Here is a 23,256-nt window from a genome sequence, read left to right as displayed (position 1 = left end):
ATGCACTAAGCGCCTTTTTAAAGGCGCTTAGTGTTTAATAAAAACGTTTGGTTTAATAATCGACTCGACTCACTTTCACACCTGCATGTTGTGCCAGTCGTTCAATTAAGTGATCGCCAAGGGCAGCAGCTGGTGTCCAAAAGCCACCTTCAAGACTTTCAACATCGTTTGCCAAGCAAAGCGCAGCCTGAGTGAGCATTTTTGCGGTAGCCCCATAACCCGGATCTCTGTCCCCAATAACTTGCACCTGTAAAATTTGTGCATTATCCGACATATCCTGACTGTCTGATTTATCTTCATCTTTAAGCGAAGCATAAAAACGCATATCAAACATGCCTTCAAGCTGCTCTTTTTTGCTCGGCCCTTCCCCCGGTTTCGGCAAAACGTATTTTTCGAGCAAACTGCGAATTGGGCTAATGCTTGCCGCTGCCACAAATGCGCCTAAACCAAGCGCAGTTGTCCAAGCAGTTGAGGCCTTTTTGGCAGACATCGCTTCATCGTACTTGAAATCGGTGCCGTAACGGTTATTTAATAAGGCATTACTGCGATGGATCACCCGCTCATTAATCGCCGCCATCACAAAGGGCATCGTCCATATGCCAAGTTGCTCATCATATTCTGCTTTTTTGTGATTTTTTTGTCGCACATGAAAGTCATGATTTTGTGGGCAAAGCATGTAGGGGTTCACCAACAGTTTTTTCAAAGAAGCGTCACTGTCAGCTTCTTTAAGCACGTTCAACAAGCTTGCTACCGTGCCGCCAGACGCACCACCTTTAATCTTGCGCACCCGCATTTTAATTTGCTTGGCAGGTTTGCCTGTGCGCTCAATAGCAAGCTGTTGAGTATAATACACCCCCAAATCAGAGGGGATGGAATCAAAGCCCGCGCAGTTAATAATTCGTGCGCCAGACTCTTTGGCATCTTGCTCATACTTATCGAGCATTTTTTTAATCCATTGCGGCTCACCTGTAAGGTCGCAATAATCGGTGCCGCTTTGCGCGCAAACTTTAAGCATTGTTTCACCAAAAAGCGCGTAGGGACCTACGGTGGTAACAATTACTTTGGTTTGCTGGCATATTTTTTTAAGCGCTTCTTCGTCTTGTGCATCCGCAACAAAGTGAGTAATTTTATCGCTAAGTGAAAATTCTGCTTTAAGTGCTTTCAGTTTAGCTTCATCTCTTGCTGCTATTGCCCATTTTACTTCATCACTTGGCAAGCTCGCTAAATACTCAACCATTATTTTACCGACGAAAGACGTGGCTCCATAAAGGATCAAATCAAAGTGCGGGCGCGCCTGTTTATCACTTTTAGCTTTGCTTTTATCTTTAGTTTTATCTTCGGTTTTATCTTCAATATTGTTTTCAGTCATCGTGTTCTCTTTTTATTTTTATCAGCGTATGCTTATAAGCGAGTATGAAAGCGCTGCAAAGTAAAGGCGCAATCATCGGTATCATCTGAGCATTTATCTTGTTACGTTCGTACGTGCACGATAGGTAAAACTATCACTATTTGCAACGAGTCATTCAACAAGCCAAGGCATATCAAAGCAATACTTTTAGCTTATTACTTCGTATGAATACAGCCTGCTTATTAACACGCTTGCTTACGAAATGAGTAAATACTGATACATGAGTCAAAATAAAAAAGACAACAAGCCAAGTAGCCGCGTCCCTCAAACAAGTCTTTCCCGCGGGCTTAAACTTTCAGGTATGTTTGGCTCCATCGCTGCCCGAACTGCGCTAGACGCGACGTCACAACTTTTTAAAGCACAGAAACCCTCCTTATCTCGGGCGTTGTTGTCGGACCAAAACGCCAATAGTATTGCCAAAAGGCTAAGCGAAATGCGCGGCGCAGCAATGAAAATTGGGCAGATGATCTCTATGGATGCGGGTGAGTTTTTACCTGAAAGCTGGGAGCCAATATTAAAGCGTTTAAGAGAAGGCGCAGATTTGATGCCAAAGACTCAACTGCTTGAAACACTCAATACACATTGGGGAAATAACTGGGATTCTCACTTTAAATATTTTAGTTTTGAGCCGGTTGCATCAGCTTCCATTGGGCAAGTACACAAAGCACAATTGAAAAGCGGCCAATGGCTGGCGGTAAAAGTCCAGTATCCTGGAGTGGTAAAAAGCATAGACAGTGATGTTAACAATGTTGGCCGTTTGCTTCGTTTAAGCGGAATACTTCCCAAAGATTTTGATCTTGATTCAATTTTACTCGAGGCAAAAGCGCAGTTAAAAACTGAAGCAGATTACGAACAAGAAGCGCAATATATCCGCTCTTTTTCTACCCATTTGGCCGAGGATACGCGTTTTGTGGTACCAGAAATTTATGACCCTTTGTCAAATAAGGCAATACTGTGTATGTCATTTATTGAAGGGGAGAGTCTGGATAATGTGCAATATAGAGCAGAGAACGAGCGCAGCCAAATCATCCAACACCTGTTTGATCTGTTGTTAAATGAGCTTTTCACGTATGGATTTATTCAAAGCGACCCCAACTTTGCCAACTATTTATACTTGCCACAATCCCGGCAAATTGCCTTATTAGACTTTGGCGCGTGTAAATCATTGCCGAAGGACTTATCTGCTCATTACAAATTAATCGCGCGCGGCATGCTGGAACAAAATCGACAGCTGTGTGAGCAAGGCCTTCGCTCACTGAAACTTATTTACGATCGCATGCCAGAAGTCACTCAAAACACTATAATCGAAGCAACGCTTGCTGCAGGTGAGTGCTTGCAAACTTCGCAATACAATTTCAAGTCATCAGGATTAATTAAACGCTTATATGCACAAACCGAGACCTTGATGCGTCAACAGCGTGAAATAGAATCTCCCAATTTTGATGTTGCACTGGTTAATCGTAAAGTTAGTGGTATGGTGTTACTGGCAAATAAGCTCAATTGTGAGTTTGCGCTGCGAGAACGGGTAGTAAAGCATCTTTAAACAAATAACTTGAATCAAAAATATGTACCACAAACGAAAACAAACATTTTTACATTACCTGAGTATAGTCATAGCTGTTTTTCTGCTAAGTGCATGCAGCAATTCTGACTGGCGCACAGCATCGCGTGAGCCAGCAGGTATTGCACCTAAACCTGAAACGACGCCACAAGCGGTTATTGAATTTTATGCGGCAGATGCTTTTAGTTGGCGTGGCTGGTTTGCAGTGCATACTTGGGTTGCCGTTAAAGAAGAACAAGCTCCCGAATATACCGTGTATGAAGTGGTTGGCTGGCGAGTCGATAGCGGTTTACCCGCGCTAAGAAGCTACACCACCGATACTCCCGATCGATTTTGGTATGGCGCAAAGCCGGAGAAGATCCTATCTATTCAGGGAGACAGAGCCAAAACGCTTATCCCACAAATATATGCTGCGGTAGAGCGTTATCCCTACGCAAATGAATATACTCTGGTGCCAGGCCCAAACAGCAACACCTTTCCAGCCTGGTTAGGTAAAGAAATTCCAGCGCTTGAGCTTAAAATGCCATTTAATGCGATTGGAAGTGGTTACGCTGATTAGCTATAAGCTGTCCAAGCTCATCGAACAGCGAACAACACAACAAGGACCGATTTATCAAATGCAGGATCTCATTCACTCTATATTTGCTCTAGGACAAGAATTACTGCCTTTTGCGCTTATGCTATTGCTCGTTATTTTTGTTCTTCCCCTTGCGCACAAATTGTTACTAGGCGATAAACATTTAGAGGTATCAAAACGCTTTTCCAGACAGCTAATTTTGCTGTTATTCTATGTTATCGCGATCATTGCTTTAGTGATAGCTCTGCCGCTAGAGCCGAGTATTCGCAATCAGATTTTAGCTTTGATCGGAATTTTACTCTCCGGTGTGATCGCATTTTCGTCCACTTCTTTAGTGGCAAACGTGATGGCAGGTATTGTGTTTAGATTTACTAAACCTTTTCGAACCGGCGATTTTATAATAGTAGGTGAGCATGCCGGGCGCGTAACAGAGCGCGGATTATTTGATACCGAAATTCAAACCGAGCAGCGAGAATTGATTGCTCTAACCAATGCCTACTTGCTTAATCAGCCAATAACTGTGGTGCGCTCCTCGGGAACCATTATCTCAACCACTCTGTCCTTAGGCTATGATCTGCATCATTCGCACATTGAAAAACTCTTACTGCAAGCGGCTAACGATATTGAACTTCAAGAACCGTTTGTGCAAATTCTGGAACTGGGCGATTTTTCGATTACTTACCGTATCTCCGGCTTGCTCACAGAAATAAAAAGCATGATTTCAGCGCGCTCTCGCCTCATGGGCGCGGTATTAAACACCTTGCATGAAAACGGCATTGAGATTGTTTCGCCAAGCTTTATGAATCAGCGGCGCATGGATGATAAACCGCCGGTTATCCCAAAGCAGGATCGTCGCCTATACGCAGAAAAACGTGAAAATGATACTCTACCTGAAGAGATAATCTTCGATAAAGCAGAAGAAGCGGAGAGCAAAGAAAAGCAGGTCGAAACCTTGAAAGGGAAAATCCTCGCCCTGAAAGAAAAGCTTAAAAGCGCAGAAGGTGACGATAAGGACAAGTTAAAAGCGCAAATTGAAAAACGCGAACAGAGCTTAGAAACGCTGCTCGCTCAAGATAAGAAAGCGGAATAATCTTTACGAATGTCGTTATTCCTAATATGGCTGCTGCATAGAAAAAGGCATCGCCATAGAAGGCTCTGGCTTGTTAGGATTGCCAATCATTTCATCATAGGGCGAATCGTGGATCATGACTGCTTCGTCCACCTCGCAATGCTCAAAGGCGTCGCGAATTTGCTGAGAGTTGTGAAAGCGCATGGGTTTGTCTGAAGCGTCGTAAACAAAGCCTTCTGTGTCGTGCGTATAAAGCTTTACTAAATACACATTCATCTCAAAAGATTGAACTTCAAGCTTGGTGATTTTCATCGAAGCGCTTTTTATTTTATCGATTTTAAATTTGTGCATGCTTTGCTCTGCTCTGCTAATCATAGGTAAACCCTAATCTTTACGCATTGTATTGTGATGGGTTCATTTTGGTGTAACTTGCGCTTTAAGCGACACCTGACGCAGATTTGAGTCACTTGAATGAAGTACAAATAGTGATATGCTCCAAACGCTTTACGTTAAAATAAAGCAACACCACTTAAACATGATTAAGGAAGACCAACGATGTTAACACTAAAAACAAAAATTGCATTTATTGCGCTTATCAGTCTTTTCGGCTTAGCAGCGTGCAGCGATGCACCCGAAGAATCTAACGAAGATGCGCAACAAATGCTGGAACAAGCGCAAGAAGAAAGTGCAGATGCATATGATTCTGCAAAAGATAAAGCGTCAGAAATGGCAGACGACGCAAATAGAATGATGGAAGAGGGTAAAGAGAAAGCAAACCAACTTTTAGAAGATAGCGAAGAGAAAGCTGACGAACTACTTAAAGATGGCGAAGAAAAACTGGAAGATGCTAAAACAAGTGCTGCTGAAAAAGCGAAACAGGCTTGCATCAAGTTAAAAGAGCAAACCGGTGGCGACCCTTCTGAATGCTAAATCAAGCCTTATCTGTAAGGTTTAGTTATTCATAAGGCAAGTAATTCACTTGTTGAAACGATGGGTCGCTTTATAGCGGCCCTTTTTGTCAGTGTCGTTATATATGACACTCAAGTCTGGCTATGTTTCTTCAGCATGATTCAGCTTTATTACATATCTTTTAAACCTTCTGGTGGAAAATCCTTATAAAAACAAAGGAATTAATTGAATTTTGAATAGTCAATACTATGTATAAACATGTAGGATGTATTTGAGATAGAAATAATTAAACAGACCTGATTACGAATATCTTATCCGGTTTAAACGCGGTGGAGAAATATATGAGTGAAACACCTAGTCAGTTTCAACAAATGCGCCCTTACTTAATTGTAGCAGGCGTTTTAGTGATCCTCGTGCTTGTAGTGATGTTGTGGCCCAGCAGTGAAGACCCGCTTGAAACAAGACCTGTTCCCGTTCCGACTCAGGAAGTAGAACTACCAACCATGGATGAACAAGCGTTGGAAGAACAGAATAACGAAACAGAGGTTTTTGAGGCGCCACAAATACCTTCTGAGGTGGTAATTGGTGAAGAAGAGCAAAATGTCGAAATGCTCGAACCCATCATTGAAGATGCCGAGGATGTAGTGCTTGATATGAGCGATGTTGCGGTAAAAGCTGCCGTGATGGAAGCCATCAAAAGTCCGGAGTTAACAAAACTGCTGGTTGACGAGGCGCTACTGCAGAAATTTGTCATTAATGTGAATAATTTGGCAAATGAAGAAATTACTATTAAAGACAATTTGTTTACCCCGCCCGACCGAGGCTTTAGTGTTTATACTCAAGCCGATAAAATGTGGATAGATCGTACTAGCTTTCAGCGCTACAGCCCGTATATTGACGCCATAGAAGAGTCAGACACCGAAGCGCTGTTAAATGTGTATGACAGCTACAAACCGACTCTGGAAGAAAAATTTGCTGAAATTGCGCGTCCGGGAGAGTCACTGGATGAGACCGTCATTAAAGCGATTAATGAGCTGCTAGATACGCCTCAGGTGCCTGTGCCCATTGAAGTGTATTCAGACAGCGTGATGTACAAATTTGCGGATCCGAAGCTAGAAAGTCTCTCAGAGCCACAAAAACAGATGATTCGAATGGGCCCCGACAATATGCGCAGGCTAAAAGACATCCTTCGCGATGTAAAAGCAGAATTGGAAGCGCGACAATAGTCGCGCCAGTTAAGCTATAAAAGCCGCCATTATGGACTTAAAAGCCATACAACAAAGCATAGAGGATAGCACCGACACAGGTGCTAAATCTCGTTCATTGCCTCCCGTTGAGAAATGGGATCCGGAATTTTGCGGCAATATGAACCTTGTCATTAAGCGCAATGGCCAGTGGTGGCACGAGGGCACTCCTTTCACGCGTGAAGCGCTGGTTAAACTGTTTGCAAGCGTAATAAAAAAAGAAAATGAGGATTACTTTTTAGTCACGCCCGTTGAAAAAATTGGCATCACCGTTGAAGACGTACCTTTTGTCATTATCGACCACAAAAAAACCGATTCAGGCATTGAAGTAATTACTCAAACTGGAGATAGATTTACCCTTAGCGACGCCCATCCGGTTGAACTTCGTAAATTCGAAGAGAGCCTGGTACCATACTGCAATGTGCGCCGTAATTTGTGGGCGCGAGTGCATCAAAATGTGCTCTACCGCTGGGTAGAAGCAGCGCAAGAGGTGGATGAGTCTGCCAGTACTGAAAATACTGACAGTAATAAAAATAAAGCCGCAAAATATTCTAAAGCCTTATATTTACAAAGCGGCCACTACCGATTTTGTATTGGCCGCTTTTAAGCTTCAAGGTTAAAGTTCACCCGTGCTATTTAATAGCTAGCTCGCATCAAATGTACTTGCCAAACCACTAAGCATTTTAATGTTATCGTCTAGCGTTTTGGCGTTGTTCTGCAAATCATTCGCCATATCAGCATTTTGATTAGCCACGGCCAAAATCGCCTCCACGCTGCTTTTAACCTGCAAGCAGTTTTGATTTTGCGCATCGCTCGCTTTCATGATCCCCTCAAGAAGCTGACTGATGTTATCGATCATTCCGTAAATGGTAGCAATGCTGTCTGCTGATTCGTTCGCTTGTTCAGCGCTTTGCATTGCCGTATCGCGCGAAAAGTGCATTTTTTTAACCCATTCTTGCAAGGTATCCCGCATTGTATTGGTGCTGTTAATAGTACGTGCTGCTGATTCTTGCGTACGTGTTGAAAGCGCCCTTACTTCATCTGCCACCACCGAAAAGCCCCTGCCGCTTTCGCCAGCGCGAGCCGCTTCAATTGCAGCGTTGAGCGCCAGTAAATTCGTTTGGTCGGCAATAGATTCTATTTCAGAAATAGTTTGTGCAACCATGTCTGAGGCCTGCATCAGAGAATCAGCCGTGGCCGCTGCCTGGTCAACGATATCCGATAAGCTCGACACACCGTCACGGCCTCGAATTATCAATGCTTGTGCGTTTGCACACTGCATATTAGTACTCTCAACACTTTCATTCGTTTGCGCAGTACTTTGCACAACAGACTCACTGCCAGAGCGCATATTTTCTATGGCTTGTGTGATTGCCTGCATTTCCTGCTGTTGTTGCGCAATACCTTGATTAGTCTGCTGGGCAATTTGTAAGGTGCGATCCGCAATGACTTCTATTCGTTTAGAGGCATCTTGCGTTCTGCCAATAATTGTTCGCTGCATGGCTTTTTGCATACCAATATGGAAATTCACAATCCCTGTTGTGCCACTACCAGAGAGAACAAAACGGCTCACGCTCTCGTATTCCGATTTTAGCTTTTCAGCCAGCTTGGGAGTTTGTATCAATTCAGAGTAAAAAATGAACAGTCCGCTTGCACATAAGAGAAACAACGCCAAAGCGCCCGCCCATCCTGATGCTGCAAAACTTAAAATGCAAAGCCCTGTGAATATAGCCACAAAAGCCGCTACTTTTTGCCCATAGCTGAATTGCCACTTATTGGCGCGTTTTCCGGCATTAACGCGAGCATACAAGGACTCTGCTCGTTCAACTTGCTCCGCTTTTGGCTTTACGCGTACCGATTGATAGCCGACTAAGTGATTGTTTTCATAAATAGGCGTAACAAACGCGTCTACCCAATAGTACGAGCCGTCTTTACAGCGGTTTTTAACAACACCTTGCCATGAATTACCCTGTTTAAGGTGATCCCACATATCTTTAAATGCGGCTTTTGGCATATCTGGATGGCGAACAATATTGTGGCTGTGCCCAACAAGCTCTTCTTTTTTGTAACCTGCTACCTTGCAAAATACATCGTTGGCATAAGTGATCACTCCACGTTTATCGGTGGTAGAAACCAGTTGCTCAGATGCATGAAAAGTGACTTCCCTATCAATTGTCGTTTTATTACGTGGCATCGAAACCTCTTATAGGATGCGTGATAGGATAAGGCGAGACGCCTATAGCATGTTTATCGACACGAAACTTTTGATCTAAAGGCCAGATTGTCCTAATGTTAGTCAATCGCGACAACAGGTAATAAAAATGAAAACAAAAAACACATTAGGCAAATCTTTACTTTCACTTGCGTTTTTAGCGACCTTCTCTGGCGAACTCATCGCCGCGACCTACATCTATGCAGGTAAACTCATCACCGCAGACGATGCCAAGGTAAGAGAAGATAAAACCGTGGTTGTTGATGAAGGAGTCATCAAAGATATTCTCGATGGTAAAAATGAAGGCGGTGAAGGTGATGTATTTATTGATTTAAGCGAGCATACCTTGATGCCCGGCTTTATGGACATGCATACCCACATTACCTACCAAAATGAAGGTACTGCCGGTTATTTGAAACGCTTTAGCAATAACGAAGCAGATTATGCCATTGCTGGTGTCGATTATGCTGAAAAAACACTAATGGCGGGTTTTACCACCATTCGTAATTTAGGCGACAGCTATAACGAAACGGTCGCTCTAAGAAATGCCATCAATCGGGGCATAGTAGCCGGCCCGCGCATTTACACCTCTGGTAAATCTATTGCCACCACCGGTGGTCACGCCGATCCTACCAATGGCATGCGCAGAGATTTGATGGGTAGCCCAACTCCTGCTGATGGCGTGGTAAACGGTGTTGCCCAGGCACGAGAAGCAGTAAGGCAGCGCTATAAAGATGGTGCAGACCTGATTAAAATTACCGCTACAGGTGGCGTGCTATCGGTTGCAAAAAGCGGCCAGAACCCCCAATTTATGAGTGATGAGCTTGAAGCGATTGTGCAAACGGCCAAGGACTATGAAATGACCGTTGCAGTTCACGCGCATGGTAAAGAAGGCATGAAACGCGCCATTTTAGCCGGGGTGGATTCAGTTGAGCACGGCACTTACATGGATGATGAAATTTTTAAGCTTATGCGTAAGCACGACGTGTATTATGTGCCCACTATCTCGGCGGGGAACTTTGTGGCAGAAAAAGCAAAAATTGACGGTTATTTTCCTGCCATTGTGCGTCCCAAAGCCGCAATGATTGGCCCGCTTATTCAAGAAACGTTTGCAAAAGCCTACGAAAATGGCGTGATGATCGCTTTTGGTACCGATTCTGGCGTGTCACCACACGGTGAAAATGCACTGGAATTTGAGCTTATGGTAAGCGCCGGTATGTCAGAAATGGATGCGATCCGCTCAGCAACTTACAACACCGCCAAACTATTAGGCATTTCAGATAAGTTAGGTACCATAGAAAAAGGCAAACTGGCTGATTTGGTTGCCGTAAAGGGTGACCCAATAGACAATATTCGCTTACTGCAAAATGTGGATTTTGTAATGAAAGACGGCTTTGTTCACAAGCAAGCCTTGTAAGCAATCTGATGTTAAATTGAGCTCTTTCCTTTTTACTCAATAACACTCAAGGCGCCACTCAAAGCAGTGGCGCTAATTTTTTGTGCTCCCTCGAAACGTATTTTTATAGTAAATACAGAAGAATTCAAAGAGAATAAGGTTCAGGGGATAAGCGCCGTATTGGCATCGCTAGTTTGTTCAAGCGAAAATTAACGCAAATACTTTAAATAACTACAATAAACGTGAATAAACTCAAACAGCTTTTTCGGAAAATTAATGAGCGCGTAAAGCGCATGATCCACTCCAAGCATATGCTTAGCAGTATTGGCCTTGCGTCGTTTCTGGAATCGACGATTGTTCCGATTCCCTTAGAGACCTTGCTTGTGCCGCTAATGCAGGCAAGACGCGAAAAGCTCTGGCAAATTGCTACCGTTACCACTCTTGGCTGTATTTTAGGGTCAATTTTTGGCTACTTTATTGGTTATTATTTATTCGAGCTTTTAAAAGATCCCATCATGACCTATATCACCACGCCTGAGCAATTTGATTCGTTTAAAGCGCAAATGAGTGACCATGGATTTTGGTTTGTTTTTTCAACCGGCGTCACCCCCATTCCATTGCAGGTAGCAATGATTGTTGCTGGGGTAACGAGCTATTCGTTTATGCTGTATATGGTAGCCATTGCGACAAGCCGTTCAATTCGCTATTTTGGCTTGGCGTTGCTGGTGTTTTTGTTTGGAAATCAAACCGAAAAGATTATTCGCAGGTATAAATGGCAAGCTATTGTCGGCGCATCGCTTGCGATCATCGCCATCATCGCCTTTAATATTTATTCACAGTAACGATTTTGCTACTTTTTACACTTAGTTTTTATTATCTAGCACAAAGATAAATACAACGACATAAAAGGATTCATTATGAAACGCTTAAGCACACTTCAAAGCCTATGTTTAGCGGGTTTAGCCTGCTGCTTTGCCATCGCCCCGGCGCATGCTGACGATGTTGAAGAGAAACTCAAAGCCGCCATGTCGTCAGACGTGAGAACGCAAGCTGAAATAGAGCGTGATGCCAACCGCAAGCCGGTAGAGACCTTGCAGTTTTTTGGTATTCAGGATGATATGAAAGTGATTGAGCTCATTCCAGGTGGCGGTTGGTATACCAAGCTGCTTGTGCCGCTACTGGCTGAAGAAGGGGCGTATTACGGCGCAATTGGCACCAGCAGAATTGAAACCGCGCTTTCTGGTGCGCCGGGCTTTGAGCGTATGAATATTATCGCAAAAGATGCACGACTGTATCGTGAAGAGGGCGCACGTTTTTATTCACTTGAGCTTGACTCATTAGGTATTAACGACGCTGATATGGTGCTTACCTTCCGCAATTATCATAACTTTGGCGACCAGGGCCGTGCAGCTATGAATAAAGCTGCCTTTGATGCGCTTAAGCCCGGTGGTATTTATGGGGTAGTCGATCATACCGCTCGTCATATGGAGCCAATGAATAACAGCAATCGACGCCGCTTTGACCCGGTAAAGGCCATTAAAGAAATACAAGACGCCGGTTTTATATTTGTGGATTTTGCTGACTTGCATTATCGGGAAGATGACGAATTAGAATATGAAGTGGGTGCACGCTCGGTGTCAGGCAACACCGACCGCTGGACGCTTAAATTTATGAAGCCAGAGTAAAGCACTCCATTACTAACATCCGAAGTGTTTTTGGAACAAGAGGGGCGTGGAATTACAAAATCGCTTTTCGCCATCCATGGCCGCTCGACACACGCCATCCATGGCGTGTGACGTTTTGTAATTCCACGCCCCTCTTGTTCTTCACACAGCGCATTTACGCTTTTTAGGACTCCATTCCTTTTTTAATAAGATAACGATAAGGCGAGCTTTCCGTTTCCTTTGCAAGCAAGGTATGTTGCATAAAACGACAGAAGCTTGGAATGTCGCGCGTGGTGCTATGATCATCGGCAACAATGCAAAGCGTTTCGCCTTCCTGCATTTTTCTTACCTGTAATCGCACCATCATCACCGGCTCCGGACACCGAAGGCCCAAAGCATCTAGCTGATGATCTGCCTGTTCAAACACGTCTTTACTCGTCATTTTTCACAGCACCCGCTAGGCATCAATGCCGTATTGCTCGCGATAGCGGTCGATTGACGCTATTAAGGCTTCACTGTCTTGGTGAGTGCGCAAATATTCCACCACATCCGTGAGCGTCACAATAGAAAATACTTGTGTGCTGTAGTCTCGTTCAACTTCCTGAATGGCAGATAATTCGCCCGTTCCACGCTCTTGTCTGTCTAGCGCGATTAAAACGCCAGCTAGTCGCGCGTCATTTTCACGGATGATTTCCATCGACTCACGAATGGCAGTGCCAGCGGTTATCACATCATCCACCAGCATAACATCACCTTTTAACGGGCTACCTACCAAATTACCGCCTTCTCCATGCGTTTTGGCTTCTTTACGGTTAAAACAAAAAGGGACGTCTTCACCAAAAGAATTCGATAAGGCAATTGCAGTGGCAGCAGCTATGGTAATGCCTTTGTAAGCTGGGCCAAAGAGCACGTCGTATTCAACACCCTCAGCTTGCAAGGCAGAGGCGTAAAAACGACCGAGCCTGGCGAGGTCTCCACCGGTATTAAACAAGCCTGCGTTGAAAAAATAAGGGCTTTTTCGACCAGATTTTAAGGTAAATTCACCAAATCTCAGCACCTTGCGCTGAATAGCAAATTCCACAAATTCGCGTTTGTAGTCTCGCATGTTTTGTCTCTTGTCTTAATTTGTTTGAATTAGATTCGGTTTTATTTACGCAAGTGCCGTGCGCTGAATATCAAATAACTCTTTTATTCCAATGCGGGCCAGCTCTAACATTTCGTTCATCTCGTCAAAGCTAAAAGGCTCACCCTCGGCCGTGCCTTGCACTTCGATTAACTTACCCGTTTCAGTCATGACCACGTTCATGTCGGTTTCAGCATCGGCATCTTCTAGATATTCAAGGTCGGCAATTGGCGCGCCTTTATAAACACCCACTGAAAGCGCAGCAATCATATGCTTAAGCGGATTGGTTTTTAAAATTCCGTTTTTTCGCATCCACGACAGTGCATCTACTAACGCGACGCACGCGCCTGTGATTGACGCTGTGCGCGTGCCGCCATCAGCCTGAATTACATCGCAATCGACCGTAATGGTATTTTCACCCAACATTTTAAGGTCTACCGCTGCACGTAATGAACGCGCGATTAAACGCTGAATTTCAAGCGTGCGTCCGCCTTGTTTGCCACGTGTTGCTTCTCTGTCTGAACGGGTGTGAGTAGCGCGTGGCAACATGCTGTATTCAGCCGTGATCCAGCCTTTACCTTGCCCCTTCATAAAACGGGGAACCCCTTCTTGCACGCTGGCATTACAGAGCACTTTGGTATTGCCAAATTCAATTAAAACAGAGCCTTCAGCATGGCAGGTAAAAGAGCGGGTGATAGTAACAGGGCGAATTTGACTAGCCGTACGATTGCTTGGACGCATGTAAGCGGGCTCCTTGAGCGTAAAATGAGTAAAAAATGCTGTGCAGCGCCAAGTGCGCCGCATATGAGAGGGAGAGTATAGCGCATTCGGCCAAAGAGTGAAAAGCACCGGCACAATTGTGTGTGAAACATGCGCGTTGATAAACTTTTATAAAAAGATGACATTTAAAAGCAGAGTCACTAGACTTGCGCATGCCGTTTTCACAACAAGAGACAAGCTATAATGATTTACAGTATGACAGGATTTGCACGCTTTGAGCTTAAAGCCGATTGGGGAAGCGCAGTGTGGGAAATTCGCTCAGTGAATCAACGCTATCTTGAAACACATTATCGCTTGCCAGAGCAATACAGGTCGCTCGAACCTATGCTTCGCGAGCGTTTTCGCAAACGCTTACAGCGCGGTAAAGTAGAATGTGCACTACGCATTAACTTTAACGATGTGAGCAGTGGCGCCTTAACCTTTCATCCTGAACTGGCACAGCAACTGATTGATGCGGCTAAAAAGGTTCAAAGTGCGGGAGCCGACGGTAACATTAACCCTACCGATATCCTTCGCTGGCCAGGCGTAATGGCGGCGCAAGAAGCCGACGTAGACGCTATGCAAAAAGCGCTGATGCAAGCCTTTGATAACACTATGGATCAATTTCTTGCTGCCCGTGCAAGCGAAGGCGCAAGCATGGCGGCGCTAATTAATCAGCGATTGGACGCAATTTTAAAAGAAGTGGATGTTGTAAGTGAACATATGCCAGCGGTACTTGAATGGCAAAAAGAGCGTATACGCAGCAAGTTTGAAGAGGCACAAGTAGAGCTTGAAGATACCCGCGTAGAGCAGGAAATGGTGCTCTTGGCGCAAAAAACCGATGTTGCTGAAGAGCTAGACCGTCTCAAATCCCACGTAAAAGAAACACAGAAAATCATGAAAAAGGGCGGCGCGATTGGCCGTAGACTCGATTTTATGATGCAGGAATTTAACCGCGAAGCCAATACGCTAGGTAGTAAATCAATCAGTAAAGATGTAACCCAGTCTGCTGTTGAGATAAAGGTATTGATAGAGCAGATGCGGGAGCAGATCCAGAATATTGAATAAGGGTTTTTGAGTCTCTTTGAGCTTACTTAATCTTACCAAGCCCCTGTAAATAGGGGCTTTTTTTGTTTTCAGAAGATTTCAGGTCTTTGCCTCTGTTTTCAACCAACTGGTGAGTTTAGTGGTGAGTAGGATTGATCTAGCATGCCCTTAAATGGTGAGTAACTTTCCATACCTAAGGAGAACTATATGGGCAAGCTCAATGCACGCAAAGTCGCCGCTTTGGCCAAAGATGAACCACGCAAAACCGCAGATGGTAATGGCCTCTACTTCGTTGTACCCGCCTCTGGAGAACCTTTTTGGATCTTGCGATTTTCAATCAACGGCAGCCGCCCAGAAATGACACTTGGATCCTATCCAGAACTATCCCTGGCTGACGCACGTGATGCCGCCTTCCAGCAGCGAAAGCTGAGCGTTTTAAATCACGTCGCTGTACGATTAACTCATCTTTCATTTTCGAAATGTACGTAGATAACAATACAGAATCATGGATATTGATCGTTAGGCTATTTAAATCAACTTGAATATCTTTATCAAAAATACCGACTAATGGCTCTTCTAAACTCATTTGGGTTCCTCCGTCAACTCAAAATGAGCTCGCAGCTTGATAAAACGACGCTGACACATTTCAACTTTTTTCCTGATGTTATCCATCTCATGTCGGATTTCTCGGAGAAGCTGGAAAGCATCCTCTGCATAATTGATTTTCACCTTTTCCCAATCTTGAGCTTTAGAAAAACTGCTTGGGCGATAGCGACTACTAGGCCCCTTCGGAATATGTACTGACCTAACTTTTTGGTGTTTGTTTTTTCTGCGCTTCATGTCTTCTTCATCAAGAAAAACATTGATGTACCATGAAGCTTCAAATTTATTGTCTTTGACTCTCACACGACACCCAAATCTACCTGGCACCTCTGAAGTTTCAGGTGAGCGATGATGTCGATTGAAACGCCAAAAATTATTAGCGAAGCAACTAGCCAGGAATTCGAGCCGAAATGGCTCCTGATGTGTAATTTTAGTTATTTCTTCGAGGAGTAATTCCGATTGGGCCAGAGCTTTTTCAAAGTACTCTGATTCATTTAACTCCTCACGATAGTGGGCTAACTGGTGCCAATTAAACGCCAGCCTATCTAGCTTTAAGTAGTCTTGCATAATAAGCCTCCTTCTTTACGACTGCTACGAGTTACAGTCTATCGAGACTTACTAATTTGGTTGCACTGCGAAAATGCCCAATCAGGACAGTTTGAGCGTTTTTTGCTTTCATTGCCCCAGTAATAATGCAGCGCGTCGATAGCATATCCTCACCGGGACCTAACCAATCGTTTTCCAATTAACTATCTAATGTGGGCCTAGGTGATTACTTTCACCAAAAATAGTAGTAGCACTCTGGGGCTGCTAGATTTTGTTTCTATATCTATGTGGGACCTTGGAAATCAAAGCTGAAGTGGACGGAACATTAACTGGTATTATCAAAAACTTATGTGGGGCTTTGCCTGCATGTTTTCGATAGCGCTTCTGACTTTCACATGTGAAATTTCCATACCTATACCTAGTACTGTTTAATTCTGAAAATCACCTAAAAACGACTTCTCAATGCAGGTTATCAACTCGTAAGCACAACAAGAAATCCAAAAGCTACCTAGTGGTTGCTTTTTGGTAACCACCCTGGTTGACAAAAACAAAAAAAGGCATAAAATGAGTTTACATTTCACAACTTTTGCATAATTTAACCCAGTATACGGATAGAACTAATGACCAAAAAACCTGAATTTTATGCTCCAGACCTAACGGAAGAACGCTTGCACATATTGAGTGAAAACCTACTCGATGTGCTCGATGAGGCCCATCATTACTCAGAAAGTCCCAATGCGACGGCCTGGTTTAAAGGCACTGCAAATTATGGTTTACCACAGGGAATGCTAATCCGTATGCACTCAGACAGTGCTTATCCATGGCTCACGCTTGCCAACCAAACAATGGATTACACTGTTAGAGTTGGAAACACTCTAGTTCAATTTGTTGTAGATGACCCTCACTCACCTCGCAAGCAACATCGCCTTAAACGCAATGCTGTTGAAAAGCATCAAATATCTCTTGAATTAGAGGAAGACTATGTTGATACCCCATTGATCTGGCGATTTTACTTAAATCCTATATCTAATGGTGTTGATTATTCCCCATCTATTTCTTTGTTGGGTTTCAACGGCAATGGCAACGTTATATGCAGTTGGGAATACGACACAGTTGTAACTGGTCCAGTTGTTACCGACAAACCAGAATCGGTTGAAATTGATGAGCCATTATTGGTTCGTAAAAAGAAAGTACAAAAAAAGGTCTCTGATGAGTAAAAAAAATGATTTATCAAGCTGTTAATCGTTTTAACGGCGAGCAACTAAAATTGGCGCGAGTAGCTGCTGGTCTATCGCTAGCAGATGTAGGAGAAGCTTTACAGGTAACAAGACAATATGCGTCTAGGCTAGAAAACAATGCTTCTCCATCGGATGCACAAATAGAACTTCTTAGTAGTCTTCTTTCGGTCAATACAAGCTTCTTCTTTAGGCCAAGAGCAAAGACCATTGAAGCTGAACAATGCCATTTTAGAAGCTTGAGATCGTCAACTCAAACACTCAAAAAAACAATAATGGCTCAAGTAGAAATGCTTGATAGTCATTTTGTTTCTGCTATAGAAGATGAAGTAGGCTTCCCGGAAGTAAGCATCTTTTCAGCAGAAGATCATGAGTTCAGGTCGGTGAAAGATATTGAGCTTCTCGCTGAACGCGCAAGAAAAGAGTTCGGTCTTGGCTTAGGCCCGATATCTAACATGATAAAATTGCTAGAGAAACTAGGTTGTATTGTTGTCAATCTTGCTGATGCTGATGAACGCATTGACGCATTCTCTATATATACGTCTCGTCCATTAATTGTAAGAAATACAACGAAACAGAGTCCAGGTAGGCTTCGCTTTGATTTTGCACACGAGTTAGGCCATCTAATTATGCACCAAGGTATTGAGACAGGTTGTCGAGCCACTGAACAACAAGCTAATAACTTTGCTAGCGCATTTTTAATGCCAAGAAGCTCTTTCGTTGCAGAGTTTCCAAGAGTAAGAGGCTCATACTTTAATTGGGATGCGCTTGTTGAAATGAAAGTTCGATGGGGCGTCAGCCTTAAAGCAATTCTATATAGAGCAAAGGCTCTCGGACTGATAACTAGTGACAAAGCTAAATCAGGTTATATCTACCTCTCAAGAAATGGCTTTGCAAAGGTTGAAAGGGGAGATGAACTGATGAATATAGAGCACCCTATGATGCTTCAAAGAGCTATAGAATTACTAGATATTCACACTCTTGAAAACCTTATCGCTAATAGTGGTTTAAGCCGACAGCTTTTGAAGGAGCGTTACAGTCTAATGTTACCCCCTCCACCTTTGCGTTCCGTTTAAACTATCTTAAATGGCCAACTAGTAACCCATCTTAAGGGATACCGATTGGCCATTTAACAATCCATACAGAAAATTAGTTCAAATAATCAAAGGCCAACTCACTTTCGAAAAGCGATTTAGCATTATCTGAATCTAAAACTTGTTTTCTCACCGTTGGTTCCATGAGATCTAACACCTTTAACTTCCCATTAAAGGCCGCAACAGACTCTATTCGACGATATTTCCCTGCATGTTTCTCTGCATATTCAGCAAGTCCTTTCAACTTAGGCAAGGCATCGCTTAAATGCAAGCTATGTGGATCGACGATATCAACTGCGATCGTTCCGTCAGGCTTTCTCGCAAAGAAGATAAAATCCGGTCGCAATAATTTATATTCACCATTATCGAGATATGCTATGCCTAAACTATCTTGGCTACCTCGAGAAGGATTTCTGTACCATGCTTCAAATCCATCTCTATTAGTCTCATGCTCTATTACCTTAATTTCCCAGTCATTTAATATAGCAGGGAAAAGACCATCGTCCTTCGACATTAAATGGGAGTCAAAAGTTGGCAAAAGCACTTCCGAACCGTCAGCAAGCCTTTCCGTTGTTGGTTCCATCCATGTTTTAGGAAGAGATAGATCGACGTCCTGTGGCTCTTTGCTCATCTCTCGAATTTGGCGATAAACATCTTGGCGCACATCCGTGAGGTTCTTTATTGAAACTCGATGCTCTTTGAACCATTGATTGGCCAATTTTTCAGCTTCTGAGTTTAAGTATTCAGAAACATCCTTAACCAATCCAAGAGCTGCAATGTCAACATGAGCATCCATTAAAGCCTCTTCTCTTGAATCAGCAACTGGATTGTTATCCGCGAGGTGCTCAGCATATGTTCTGGCTAAATCTGGACTAAACGCTCGAGCTGCACGTTTGTACGCATCTTCAATTACTGTGTAATCGGCCTCTTCAACGAAGTCATCAAAAGACATACTCTTTCCACCTAAATCGGCTCTCAAGCTTTTTCCATCTACTGTCAGTACATCTTTTCTTGCTTCCGCAACCTGTGTCGAATAACGTGCGCACGCAGCATTTAGCACTTTGTGCATCTCTTCATGAGCTCTCTTTCCTGCGTTTTCCAACAGTTGGTCCTGCGATAACTCATGTGCCAAAGCCGTCAAACGCTTGATAGGCTTAGCAACTTTCTGCGGTAATATCTGGGAGGGGATATTTGAAAAAATTTCCCAGATATCGTTGCTAACTTTAGTATTAGGCTCCAGCTTAACAGGATTAATAAGTACACGACGCCCTTGGATAGGCGCTTCACCTTCGCTAAAGCTCCCATGCATTAACGACTCTGCTACCGCTTCAACAGACTTCTTGTCGAAAAATGGCAGCAAACAATCCACAGCATTTAGCCTGTCGTTACCAGGAATTCTGCGAGCTAACGGTGTTCGAACCATTCGCCCTAGTAACTGCGTAATGTGGGTTTGATCCTTCGCAGGTCTAAACGAGACCATCACCTCAGCTCGAGGGCAATCCCACCCAGTACTGATTGCATCTTTTGCAATCAGTACTCGTATTTCTGTATCATCCTGAACTCTTTCTGGTTGCGTGTAATACACTGTATGACGGCCAAAGTTCATCGTGGTTCTTTCACCAAATACATGAGCAATATTTGTATTTTTAAGATCAGGCCAACGTTCAAAAATAGTATCTAATGCACGACTGATATCATCTGGGTTAGGCTTGTTTGGTACTTGAAGTATCATCAAGGGTAGCATTGGCTGAAGTCCTTCAGCAGCTGTATACTCTGCCCAAGCTTGGCTTGATTCAACAATCTTATCTGTCGCTCTTCTCACCAGAACTGTATCGAATTGACCTGCTTCATCAGGAATATCGAGGATAATCGTATCCTTTAACAATCCCGACTCTTGTACTCTCGAAGGGTCAACAACAACGTTAGGTAGTGTACTTCGACCTTCAGCTACACTCATAGCTTGATTAAAGCGCTCTACTGTCGCGGAAATACCCCAAACAACAGGAATTGCAGGCACAGAGCCGGAACCGTTAATTAGTCTTTTAACAATAGTTGACTTATCATTCTGAGCAGCTTTGCTCTTAGAGCCCATACCACGATGCGCCTCATCAAGAACGAGATACAAGGTTAAATTGGGGTCTTCAATTGTATTGCGAATCACTTCCCAGATAGTGTGTGAACGCAGATCTGGACGAATCTCAGGAAATAACTCGTTTTGCGCAGAATTTTGAGCATCGGGATCGAACCCTCGAACTAGAAGACTATTTTTACTCAACTTCTGAGTGTTCAGAAAGTACACTTTTCCAGATTCAAATTTCTCCAAACTGAAAGAGTTCTCTACCACAACAAGGTCCGTGTGGTTTAGTTTGTCAGCCGCCTCCATTAAACGAAAGCGTGTTTGCTCATTCAAAGATGGATCATCACTAAACCATATAACAACCGCGCCGGGGTCAGCTTCAAAGTCAAATTCATCATCCCCATAGAACAATGCCTCGAATGCAGCTGCAGCCATAACTGTTTTACCTGCACCAGTGGTGGCCGTTAACGAGAACGCATGAACATCGCCATCCTCATGCCAGCGTTTCTTTGCTTTATCCAATCGGTTGAGCGAGTCATGTACTGCCTCACGTTGGTAATCTTTTAACGTAAATTTCACGACTTACTCTCCGTTAGTGAACTGAAAATTGTTTAGATAAGCTTCATACAAGCGAACAGGTTCCACATTTTTGGGAAGATTTCTCGCTACAGACTGAAAGCGGCGATCATCATTGGTAACTATATAAGCAATTTTCATGTCTTTACTTTCGGTGGCCCTTGCACAAAACTCCTGACTTTTATCGAGATCTGCCAGCACGCCGTAAGTTTCAGCAATATCCCAGCCTTGTAGAGGAAGTTCTTCAATCCTTCCTCCCCTTGAGCCAGCCCTTAACCAAAGTAGAGGAGCAATTTTTGAAAATGCTAAATTATGATTGATGCTTATTGGTGTTTCATAAGTCAAAGTGAAAAATTCAGCATTTTCGTCAAGACCTTGAGACATTGGGAACTCATCTCTAAATTTATAGCTAGCATTAATAGGCTTACCATCAGGAGTCATTCCGGTAATAGCGGATTTGATTCTTGGTTTTGTTATATGCTCACATATACCCAAGCACTCCCAGTCATAATCTCCCGGGCGTTTTCCATTCTCCTTCAGTAGCTTGTGCTCTTCTGCTGCAACTTCATTGTTTGTGACAGATATACACAGTCGCTCACCATTATCTTGTTTGTTTATCTTCATTACTGCATGGCAAGTGGTTCCTGACCCTGAGAAAAAGTCTAAGACAACAGCTTTAGGTTTATGTTTAACAAATAGGGTTAACACATCTTCGACAGCATACAAGCTTTTCGGGAATGGAAATTTTCTTCCTGGCAACATAGCACGCAATAGAGTTGTACCGTACGCTCCTGCCTCGTGACTTTTTTCATTCCAACTAGTCGTCGGTCTCTCTGATTTACCAGACGGATCTACAATAATCCAAGAACCATCTTCCCTTTTACCTTTCTTTACCAAAAGTCCAGAATCAACTTTCTTTATATTTGGAGCTGTAAGATAGGAAAAAACATATGGTTGGAGCTCAGATTTTTGATTTTCTGATACCCTTACATACCCAGCTTCCAATGCCTTCTTTAAGCTAGGTACTGTCAATCCCCAGTTCATTTCCATTCCATCGCTTTCCCTAATTGGGAATACAGCGGTACATCCTGGAACCTCTGCAATTTCTGAACGGCTTGCATTGTGAGGTAAAGGTTCACCTATAAGCTCTATAAGTGAAGTCTCATTGTTAACGTAGATAGGGTAAAATTGAGCAGGCCCACCTTTCTTTGTGCCTCGCGCGGACTCAACATCAGTTCGTCTTAGGTATCTCCAACGAACTTCAGACTCTTCCCCATCTCCGATTCTGTCAGGAACTGCAGCTTTTCCAAAAAAGCAAACAAATATGTATTCATCAGTACGTGAAAAGTATGTAGATCTCCCCGTACCTTTGGGATTAATGACGCTCGAAATCATTTGAATATGAGCCTCAGGAAATATCTGTTCTAACAGAAGCCCTAACCTCAAGTACTCTTTTTCATCAATAGTAGCAATAAGGATTGAGTCATCGGGATTCAAAAGTTCTTTCGCGACTTTTAACCGTCGCTCCATAAAAGCTAACCATTTGGAATGACGATACAAATCTTCAGATTCAACATAATCGTTGTTATATTTCCAATCTCTGGCACCGGTATTGTAGGGCGGATCAATATAAATGGCGTCAATTTTGCCCCGATGGGTAAAAGTTAGGGCTTTCAAAACATGGTAGTTTTCACCATTAATCACCGAATGAAATGGTTTATCGCCACCTCTCTCAACTTTCCCAGTGCTCACAAGTCCTGGATAAATCTTGTCTCGAAATTCAGCTACAACAACAAGATCAGTAACGTCCACTTGTTTAGTTTCTGGTTCTACTGCATAGCGCTCAACAAGATGAGCAACTTTTTTACCTTCCAGCATTTCAAATTGCTTCACGACCCAAAGTCTTTGATCACCTTTGGATGTATCTCCGCGGGGCGGAAGTACACGAACTTTGTCACCTTTACGCACAGGACGCTGCGGGAGTTCAACGTTTTCAGGGCGATGACGCTCGAAATTCAAACCAAATGAACGACGTGATGAAAGAGCCCTAAACTCTCGCTCTAAATCAGCGCCCATTTGTGGGTCTTTTGCTTTTGCTTGGGCGATGAGATCAGTTAACCGTGACACACCTACTCCTTAGAATTATTGTTAATACT

General features: G+C 43.4%; 22 protein-coding genes. 13 read left to right on the top strand and 9 right to left on the bottom strand.

Going from position 1 to position 23,256, the window contains the following annotated elements; translation table 11 throughout:
* Window positions 1-52: 52 nt before the first annotated feature.
* Window positions 53-1,369, bottom strand: a complete 1,317-nt coding sequence (locus tag D6V41_RS07130) for a saccharopine dehydrogenase family protein (RefSeq protein WP_136250806.1) — start codon at window positions 1,367-1,369, stop codon at window positions 53-55.
* Window positions 1,370-1,628: 259 nt separating this feature from the next.
* Between D6V41_RS07130 and D6V41_RS07125 the strand changes: the two genes are divergently transcribed.
* Genes D6V41_RS07125 through D6V41_RS07115 form a run of 3 tightly spaced genes read left to right on the top strand, consistent with a single transcriptional unit; the run spans window position 1,629 to window position 4,636 of the window.
* Window positions 1,629-2,951, top strand: a complete 1,323-nt coding sequence (locus D6V41_RS07125; RefSeq protein WP_136250805.1) for an ABC1 kinase family protein — start codon at window positions 1,629-1,631, stop codon at window positions 2,949-2,951.
* Window positions 2,952-2,973: 22 nt separating this feature from the next.
* Complete coding sequence (locus D6V41_RS07120; RefSeq protein WP_136250804.1) at window positions 2,974-3,528, top strand: DUF3750 domain-containing protein; 555 nt, start codon at window positions 2,974-2,976, stop codon at window positions 3,526-3,528.
* Complete coding sequence (locus D6V41_RS07115) at window positions 3,500-4,636, top strand: mechanosensitive ion channel domain-containing protein (protein ID WP_241664454.1); 1,137 nt, start codon at window positions 3,500-3,502, stop codon at window positions 4,634-4,636. The genes D6V41_RS07120 and D6V41_RS07115 overlap by 29 nt, the downstream gene beginning before the upstream one ends.
* A gap of 21 nt (window positions 4,637-4,657) precedes the next feature.
* On the opposite strand, the gene D6V41_RS07110 is transcribed toward D6V41_RS07115, so the two are convergent.
* The gene (locus D6V41_RS07110; protein ID WP_136250803.1) at window positions 4,658-4,966 is read right to left on the bottom strand and encodes a DUF6482 family protein; all 309 of its coding nucleotides are present in this window, start codon (window positions 4,964-4,966) and stop codon (window positions 4,658-4,660) included.
* A 204-nt stretch (window positions 4,967-5,170) separates the two neighbouring features.
* Here D6V41_RS07110 and D6V41_RS07105 point away from each other — a divergent pair, with 204 nt between their 5' ends.
* The 3 genes from D6V41_RS07105 (at window position 5,171) to D6V41_RS07095 (ending at window position 7,375) form a co-directional block, all read left to right on the top strand.
* Window positions 5,171-5,545 (top strand): hypothetical protein, encoded by a 375-nt coding sequence (locus D6V41_RS07105; protein WP_136250802.1) that lies wholly within the window; start codon window positions 5,171-5,173, stop codon window positions 5,543-5,545.
* 320 nt (window positions 5,546-5,865) lie between these two features.
* Complete coding sequence (locus D6V41_RS07100) at window positions 5,866-6,750, top strand: DUF3014 domain-containing protein (protein WP_136250801.1); 885 nt, start codon at window positions 5,866-5,868, stop codon at window positions 6,748-6,750.
* Window positions 6,751-6,781: 31 nt separating this feature from the next.
* Window positions 6,782-7,375: a DUF1285 domain-containing protein gene (locus tag D6V41_RS07095; RefSeq protein ID WP_136250800.1), complete on the top strand. Its 594-nt coding sequence runs from the start codon at window positions 6,782-6,784 to the stop codon at window positions 7,373-7,375.
* Window positions 7,376-7,411: 36 nt separating this feature from the next.
* Here the strand turns inward: D6V41_RS07095 and D6V41_RS07090 are convergent, their stop codons facing one another.
* Entirely contained in the window at window positions 7,412-8,962 is a 1,551-nt protein-coding gene (locus D6V41_RS07090) for a methyl-accepting chemotaxis protein (RefSeq protein ID WP_136250799.1), read from the bottom strand.
* Window positions 8,963-9,089: 127 nt separating this feature from the next.
* Here D6V41_RS07090 and D6V41_RS07085 point away from each other — a divergent pair, with 127 nt between their 5' ends.
* The 3 genes from D6V41_RS07085 (at window position 9,090) to D6V41_RS07075 (ending at window position 12,061) form a co-directional block, all read left to right on the top strand.
* Entirely contained in the window at window positions 9,090-10,397 is a 1,308-nt protein-coding gene (locus D6V41_RS07085; RefSeq protein WP_136250798.1) for a metal-dependent hydrolase family protein, read from the top strand.
* A 272-nt stretch (window positions 10,398-10,669) separates the two neighbouring features.
* Entirely contained in the window at window positions 10,670-11,218 is a 549-nt protein-coding gene (locus D6V41_RS07080; RefSeq protein WP_136250797.1) for a YqaA family protein, read from the top strand.
* A gap of 75 nt (window positions 11,219-11,293) precedes the next feature.
* Entirely contained in the window at window positions 11,294-12,061 is a 768-nt protein-coding gene (locus tag D6V41_RS07075) for a class I SAM-dependent methyltransferase (protein ID WP_136250796.1), read from the top strand.
* 163 nt (window positions 12,062-12,224) lie between these two features.
* Here D6V41_RS07075 and tusA read toward each other — a convergent pair whose 3' ends face one another.
* From tusA to rph, 3 genes are read right to left on the bottom strand one after another with little or no spacing between them, the layout of a single operon-like run.
* Window positions 12,225-12,482 (bottom strand): sulfurtransferase TusA, encoded by a 258-nt coding sequence (gene tusA, locus D6V41_RS07070; RefSeq protein ID WP_136250795.1) that lies wholly within the window; start codon window positions 12,480-12,482, stop codon window positions 12,225-12,227.
* A gap of 15 nt (window positions 12,483-12,497) precedes the next feature.
* Window positions 12,498-13,145, bottom strand: coding sequence for an orotate phosphoribosyltransferase (gene pyrE / locus D6V41_RS07065; protein ID WP_136250794.1), 648 nt, complete (start codon window positions 13,143-13,145; stop codon window positions 12,498-12,500).
* Window positions 13,146-13,190: 45 nt separating this feature from the next.
* Window positions 13,191-13,904 carry a ribonuclease PH gene (gene rph / locus D6V41_RS07060; RefSeq protein WP_136250793.1) on the bottom strand — a complete coding sequence of 238 codons (714 nt, stop codon included), beginning with the start codon at window positions 13,902-13,904 and terminating at the stop codon, window positions 13,191-13,193.
* Between the two features lie 222 nt (window positions 13,905-14,126).
* Here rph and D6V41_RS07055 point away from each other — a divergent pair, with 222 nt between their 5' ends.
* On the top strand, window positions 14,127-14,990 hold the full coding sequence (locus D6V41_RS07055) for a YicC/YloC family endoribonuclease (protein WP_136250792.1): 864 nt from the start codon (window positions 14,127-14,129) through the stop codon (window positions 14,988-14,990).
* A gap of 186 nt (window positions 14,991-15,176) precedes the next feature.
* Window positions 15,177-15,458 (top strand): Arm DNA-binding domain-containing protein, encoded by a 282-nt coding sequence (locus D6V41_RS07050; RefSeq protein WP_206663243.1) that lies wholly within the window; start codon window positions 15,177-15,179, stop codon window positions 15,456-15,458.
* A gap of 93 nt (window positions 15,459-15,551) precedes the next feature.
* Here the strand turns inward: D6V41_RS07050 and mobI are convergent, their stop codons facing one another.
* Window positions 15,552-16,139: a conjugative transfer protein MobI(A/C) gene (mobI, locus tag D6V41_RS07040; RefSeq protein ID WP_136250790.1), complete on the bottom strand. Its 588-nt coding sequence runs from the start codon at window positions 16,137-16,139 to the stop codon at window positions 15,552-15,554.
* 599 nt (window positions 16,140-16,738) lie between these two features.
* Between mobI and D6V41_RS07035 the strand changes: the two genes are divergently transcribed.
* Together D6V41_RS07035 and D6V41_RS07030 are read left to right on the top strand one after the other, a co-directional pair.
* Window positions 16,739-17,335 (top strand): hypothetical protein, encoded by a 597-nt coding sequence (locus D6V41_RS07035; protein WP_136250789.1) that lies wholly within the window; start codon window positions 16,739-16,741, stop codon window positions 17,333-17,335.
* A gap of 5 nt (window positions 17,336-17,340) precedes the next feature.
* Window positions 17,341-18,429 carry a helix-turn-helix domain-containing protein gene (locus tag D6V41_RS07030; RefSeq protein WP_136250788.1) on the top strand — a complete coding sequence of 363 codons (1,089 nt, stop codon included), beginning with the start codon at window positions 17,341-17,343 and terminating at the stop codon, window positions 18,427-18,429.
* A 73-nt stretch (window positions 18,430-18,502) separates the two neighbouring features.
* On the opposite strand, the gene D6V41_RS07025 is transcribed toward D6V41_RS07030, so the two are convergent.
* Window positions 18,503-21,103, bottom strand: a complete 2,601-nt coding sequence (locus tag D6V41_RS07025; protein ID WP_136250787.1) for a DEAD/DEAH box helicase — start codon at window positions 21,101-21,103, stop codon at window positions 18,503-18,505.
* 3 nt (window positions 21,104-21,106) lie between these two features.
* Window positions 21,107-23,227 carry a site-specific DNA-methyltransferase gene (locus D6V41_RS07020; protein WP_136250786.1) on the bottom strand — a complete coding sequence of 707 codons (2,121 nt, stop codon included), beginning with the start codon at window positions 23,225-23,227 and terminating at the stop codon, window positions 21,107-21,109.
* Window positions 23,228-23,256: the final 29 nt, after the last annotated feature.

This window comes from Ningiella ruwaisensis (genome assembly GCF_004798935.1).
In the GTDB taxonomy this organism is placed as follows: Bacteria; Pseudomonadota; Gammaproteobacteria; order Enterobacterales; family Alteromonadaceae; genus Glaciecola; species Glaciecola ruwaisensis.
Note: the sequence above shows the minus strand (reverse complement) of the source record. Positions and strands in the feature narration are given on the sequence as shown.

Excerpts from the sequence above, each read along its gene's own strand:
- D6V41_RS07080 (WP_136250797.1), top strand. The coding sequence starts at position 10,670 with ATGATCCACTCCAAGCATATGCTTAGCAGTATTGGCCTTGCGTCGTTT.
- D6V41_RS07115 (WP_241664454.1), top strand. The coding sequence starts at position 3,500 with ATGCGATTGGAAGTGGTTACGCTGATTAGCTATAAGCTGTCCAAGCTC.
- D6V41_RS07035 (WP_136250789.1), top strand. The coding sequence starts at position 16,739 with ATGACCAAAAAACCTGAATTTTATGCTCCAGACCTAACGGAAGAACGC.
- D6V41_RS07110 (WP_136250803.1), bottom strand. The coding sequence starts at position 4,966 with ATGCACAAATTTAAAATCGATAAAATAAAAAGCGCTTCGATGAAAATC.
- D6V41_RS07120 (WP_136250804.1), top strand. The coding sequence starts at position 2,974 with ATGTACCACAAACGAAAACAAACATTTTTACATTACCTGAGTATAGTC.
- D6V41_RS07055 (WP_136250792.1), top strand. The coding sequence starts at position 14,127 with ATGATTTACAGTATGACAGGATTTGCACGCTTTGAGCTTAAAGCCGAT.
- D6V41_RS07105 (WP_136250802.1), top strand. The coding sequence starts at position 5,171 with ATGTTAACACTAAAAACAAAAATTGCATTTATTGCGCTTATCAGTCTT.
- D6V41_RS07100 (WP_136250801.1), top strand. The coding sequence starts at position 5,866 with ATGAGTGAAACACCTAGTCAGTTTCAACAAATGCGCCCTTACTTAATT.
- D6V41_RS07075 (WP_136250796.1), top strand. The coding sequence starts at position 11,294 with ATGAAACGCTTAAGCACACTTCAAAGCCTATGTTTAGCGGGTTTAGCC.
- D6V41_RS07030 (WP_136250788.1), top strand. The coding sequence starts at position 17,341 with ATGATTTATCAAGCTGTTAATCGTTTTAACGGCGAGCAACTAAAATTG.
- tusA (WP_136250795.1), bottom strand. The coding sequence starts at position 12,482 with ATGACGAGTAAAGACGTGTTTGAACAGGCAGATCATCAGCTAGATGCT.
- mobI (WP_136250790.1), bottom strand. The coding sequence starts at position 16,139 with ATGCAAGACTACTTAAAGCTAGATAGGCTGGCGTTTAATTGGCACCAG.
- D6V41_RS07090 (WP_136250799.1), bottom strand. The coding sequence starts at position 8,962 with ATGCCACGTAATAAAACGACAATTGATAGGGAAGTCACTTTTCATGCA.
- D6V41_RS07095 (WP_136250800.1), top strand. The coding sequence starts at position 6,782 with ATGGACTTAAAAGCCATACAACAAAGCATAGAGGATAGCACCGACACA.
- D6V41_RS07050 (WP_206663243.1), top strand. The coding sequence starts at position 15,177 with ATGGGCAAGCTCAATGCACGCAAAGTCGCCGCTTTGGCCAAAGATGAA.
- pyrE (WP_136250794.1), bottom strand. The coding sequence starts at position 13,145 with ATGCGAGACTACAAACGCGAATTTGTGGAATTTGCTATTCAGCGCAAG.
- rph (WP_136250793.1), bottom strand. The coding sequence starts at position 13,904 with ATGCGTCCAAGCAATCGTACGGCTAGTCAAATTCGCCCTGTTACTATC.
- D6V41_RS07125 (WP_136250805.1), top strand. The coding sequence starts at position 1,629 with ATGAGTCAAAATAAAAAAGACAACAAGCCAAGTAGCCGCGTCCCTCAA.
- D6V41_RS07085 (WP_136250798.1), top strand. The coding sequence starts at position 9,090 with ATGAAAACAAAAAACACATTAGGCAAATCTTTACTTTCACTTGCGTTT.
- D6V41_RS07130 (WP_136250806.1), bottom strand. The coding sequence starts at position 1,369 with ATGACTGAAAACAATATTGAAGATAAAACCGAAGATAAAACTAAAGAT.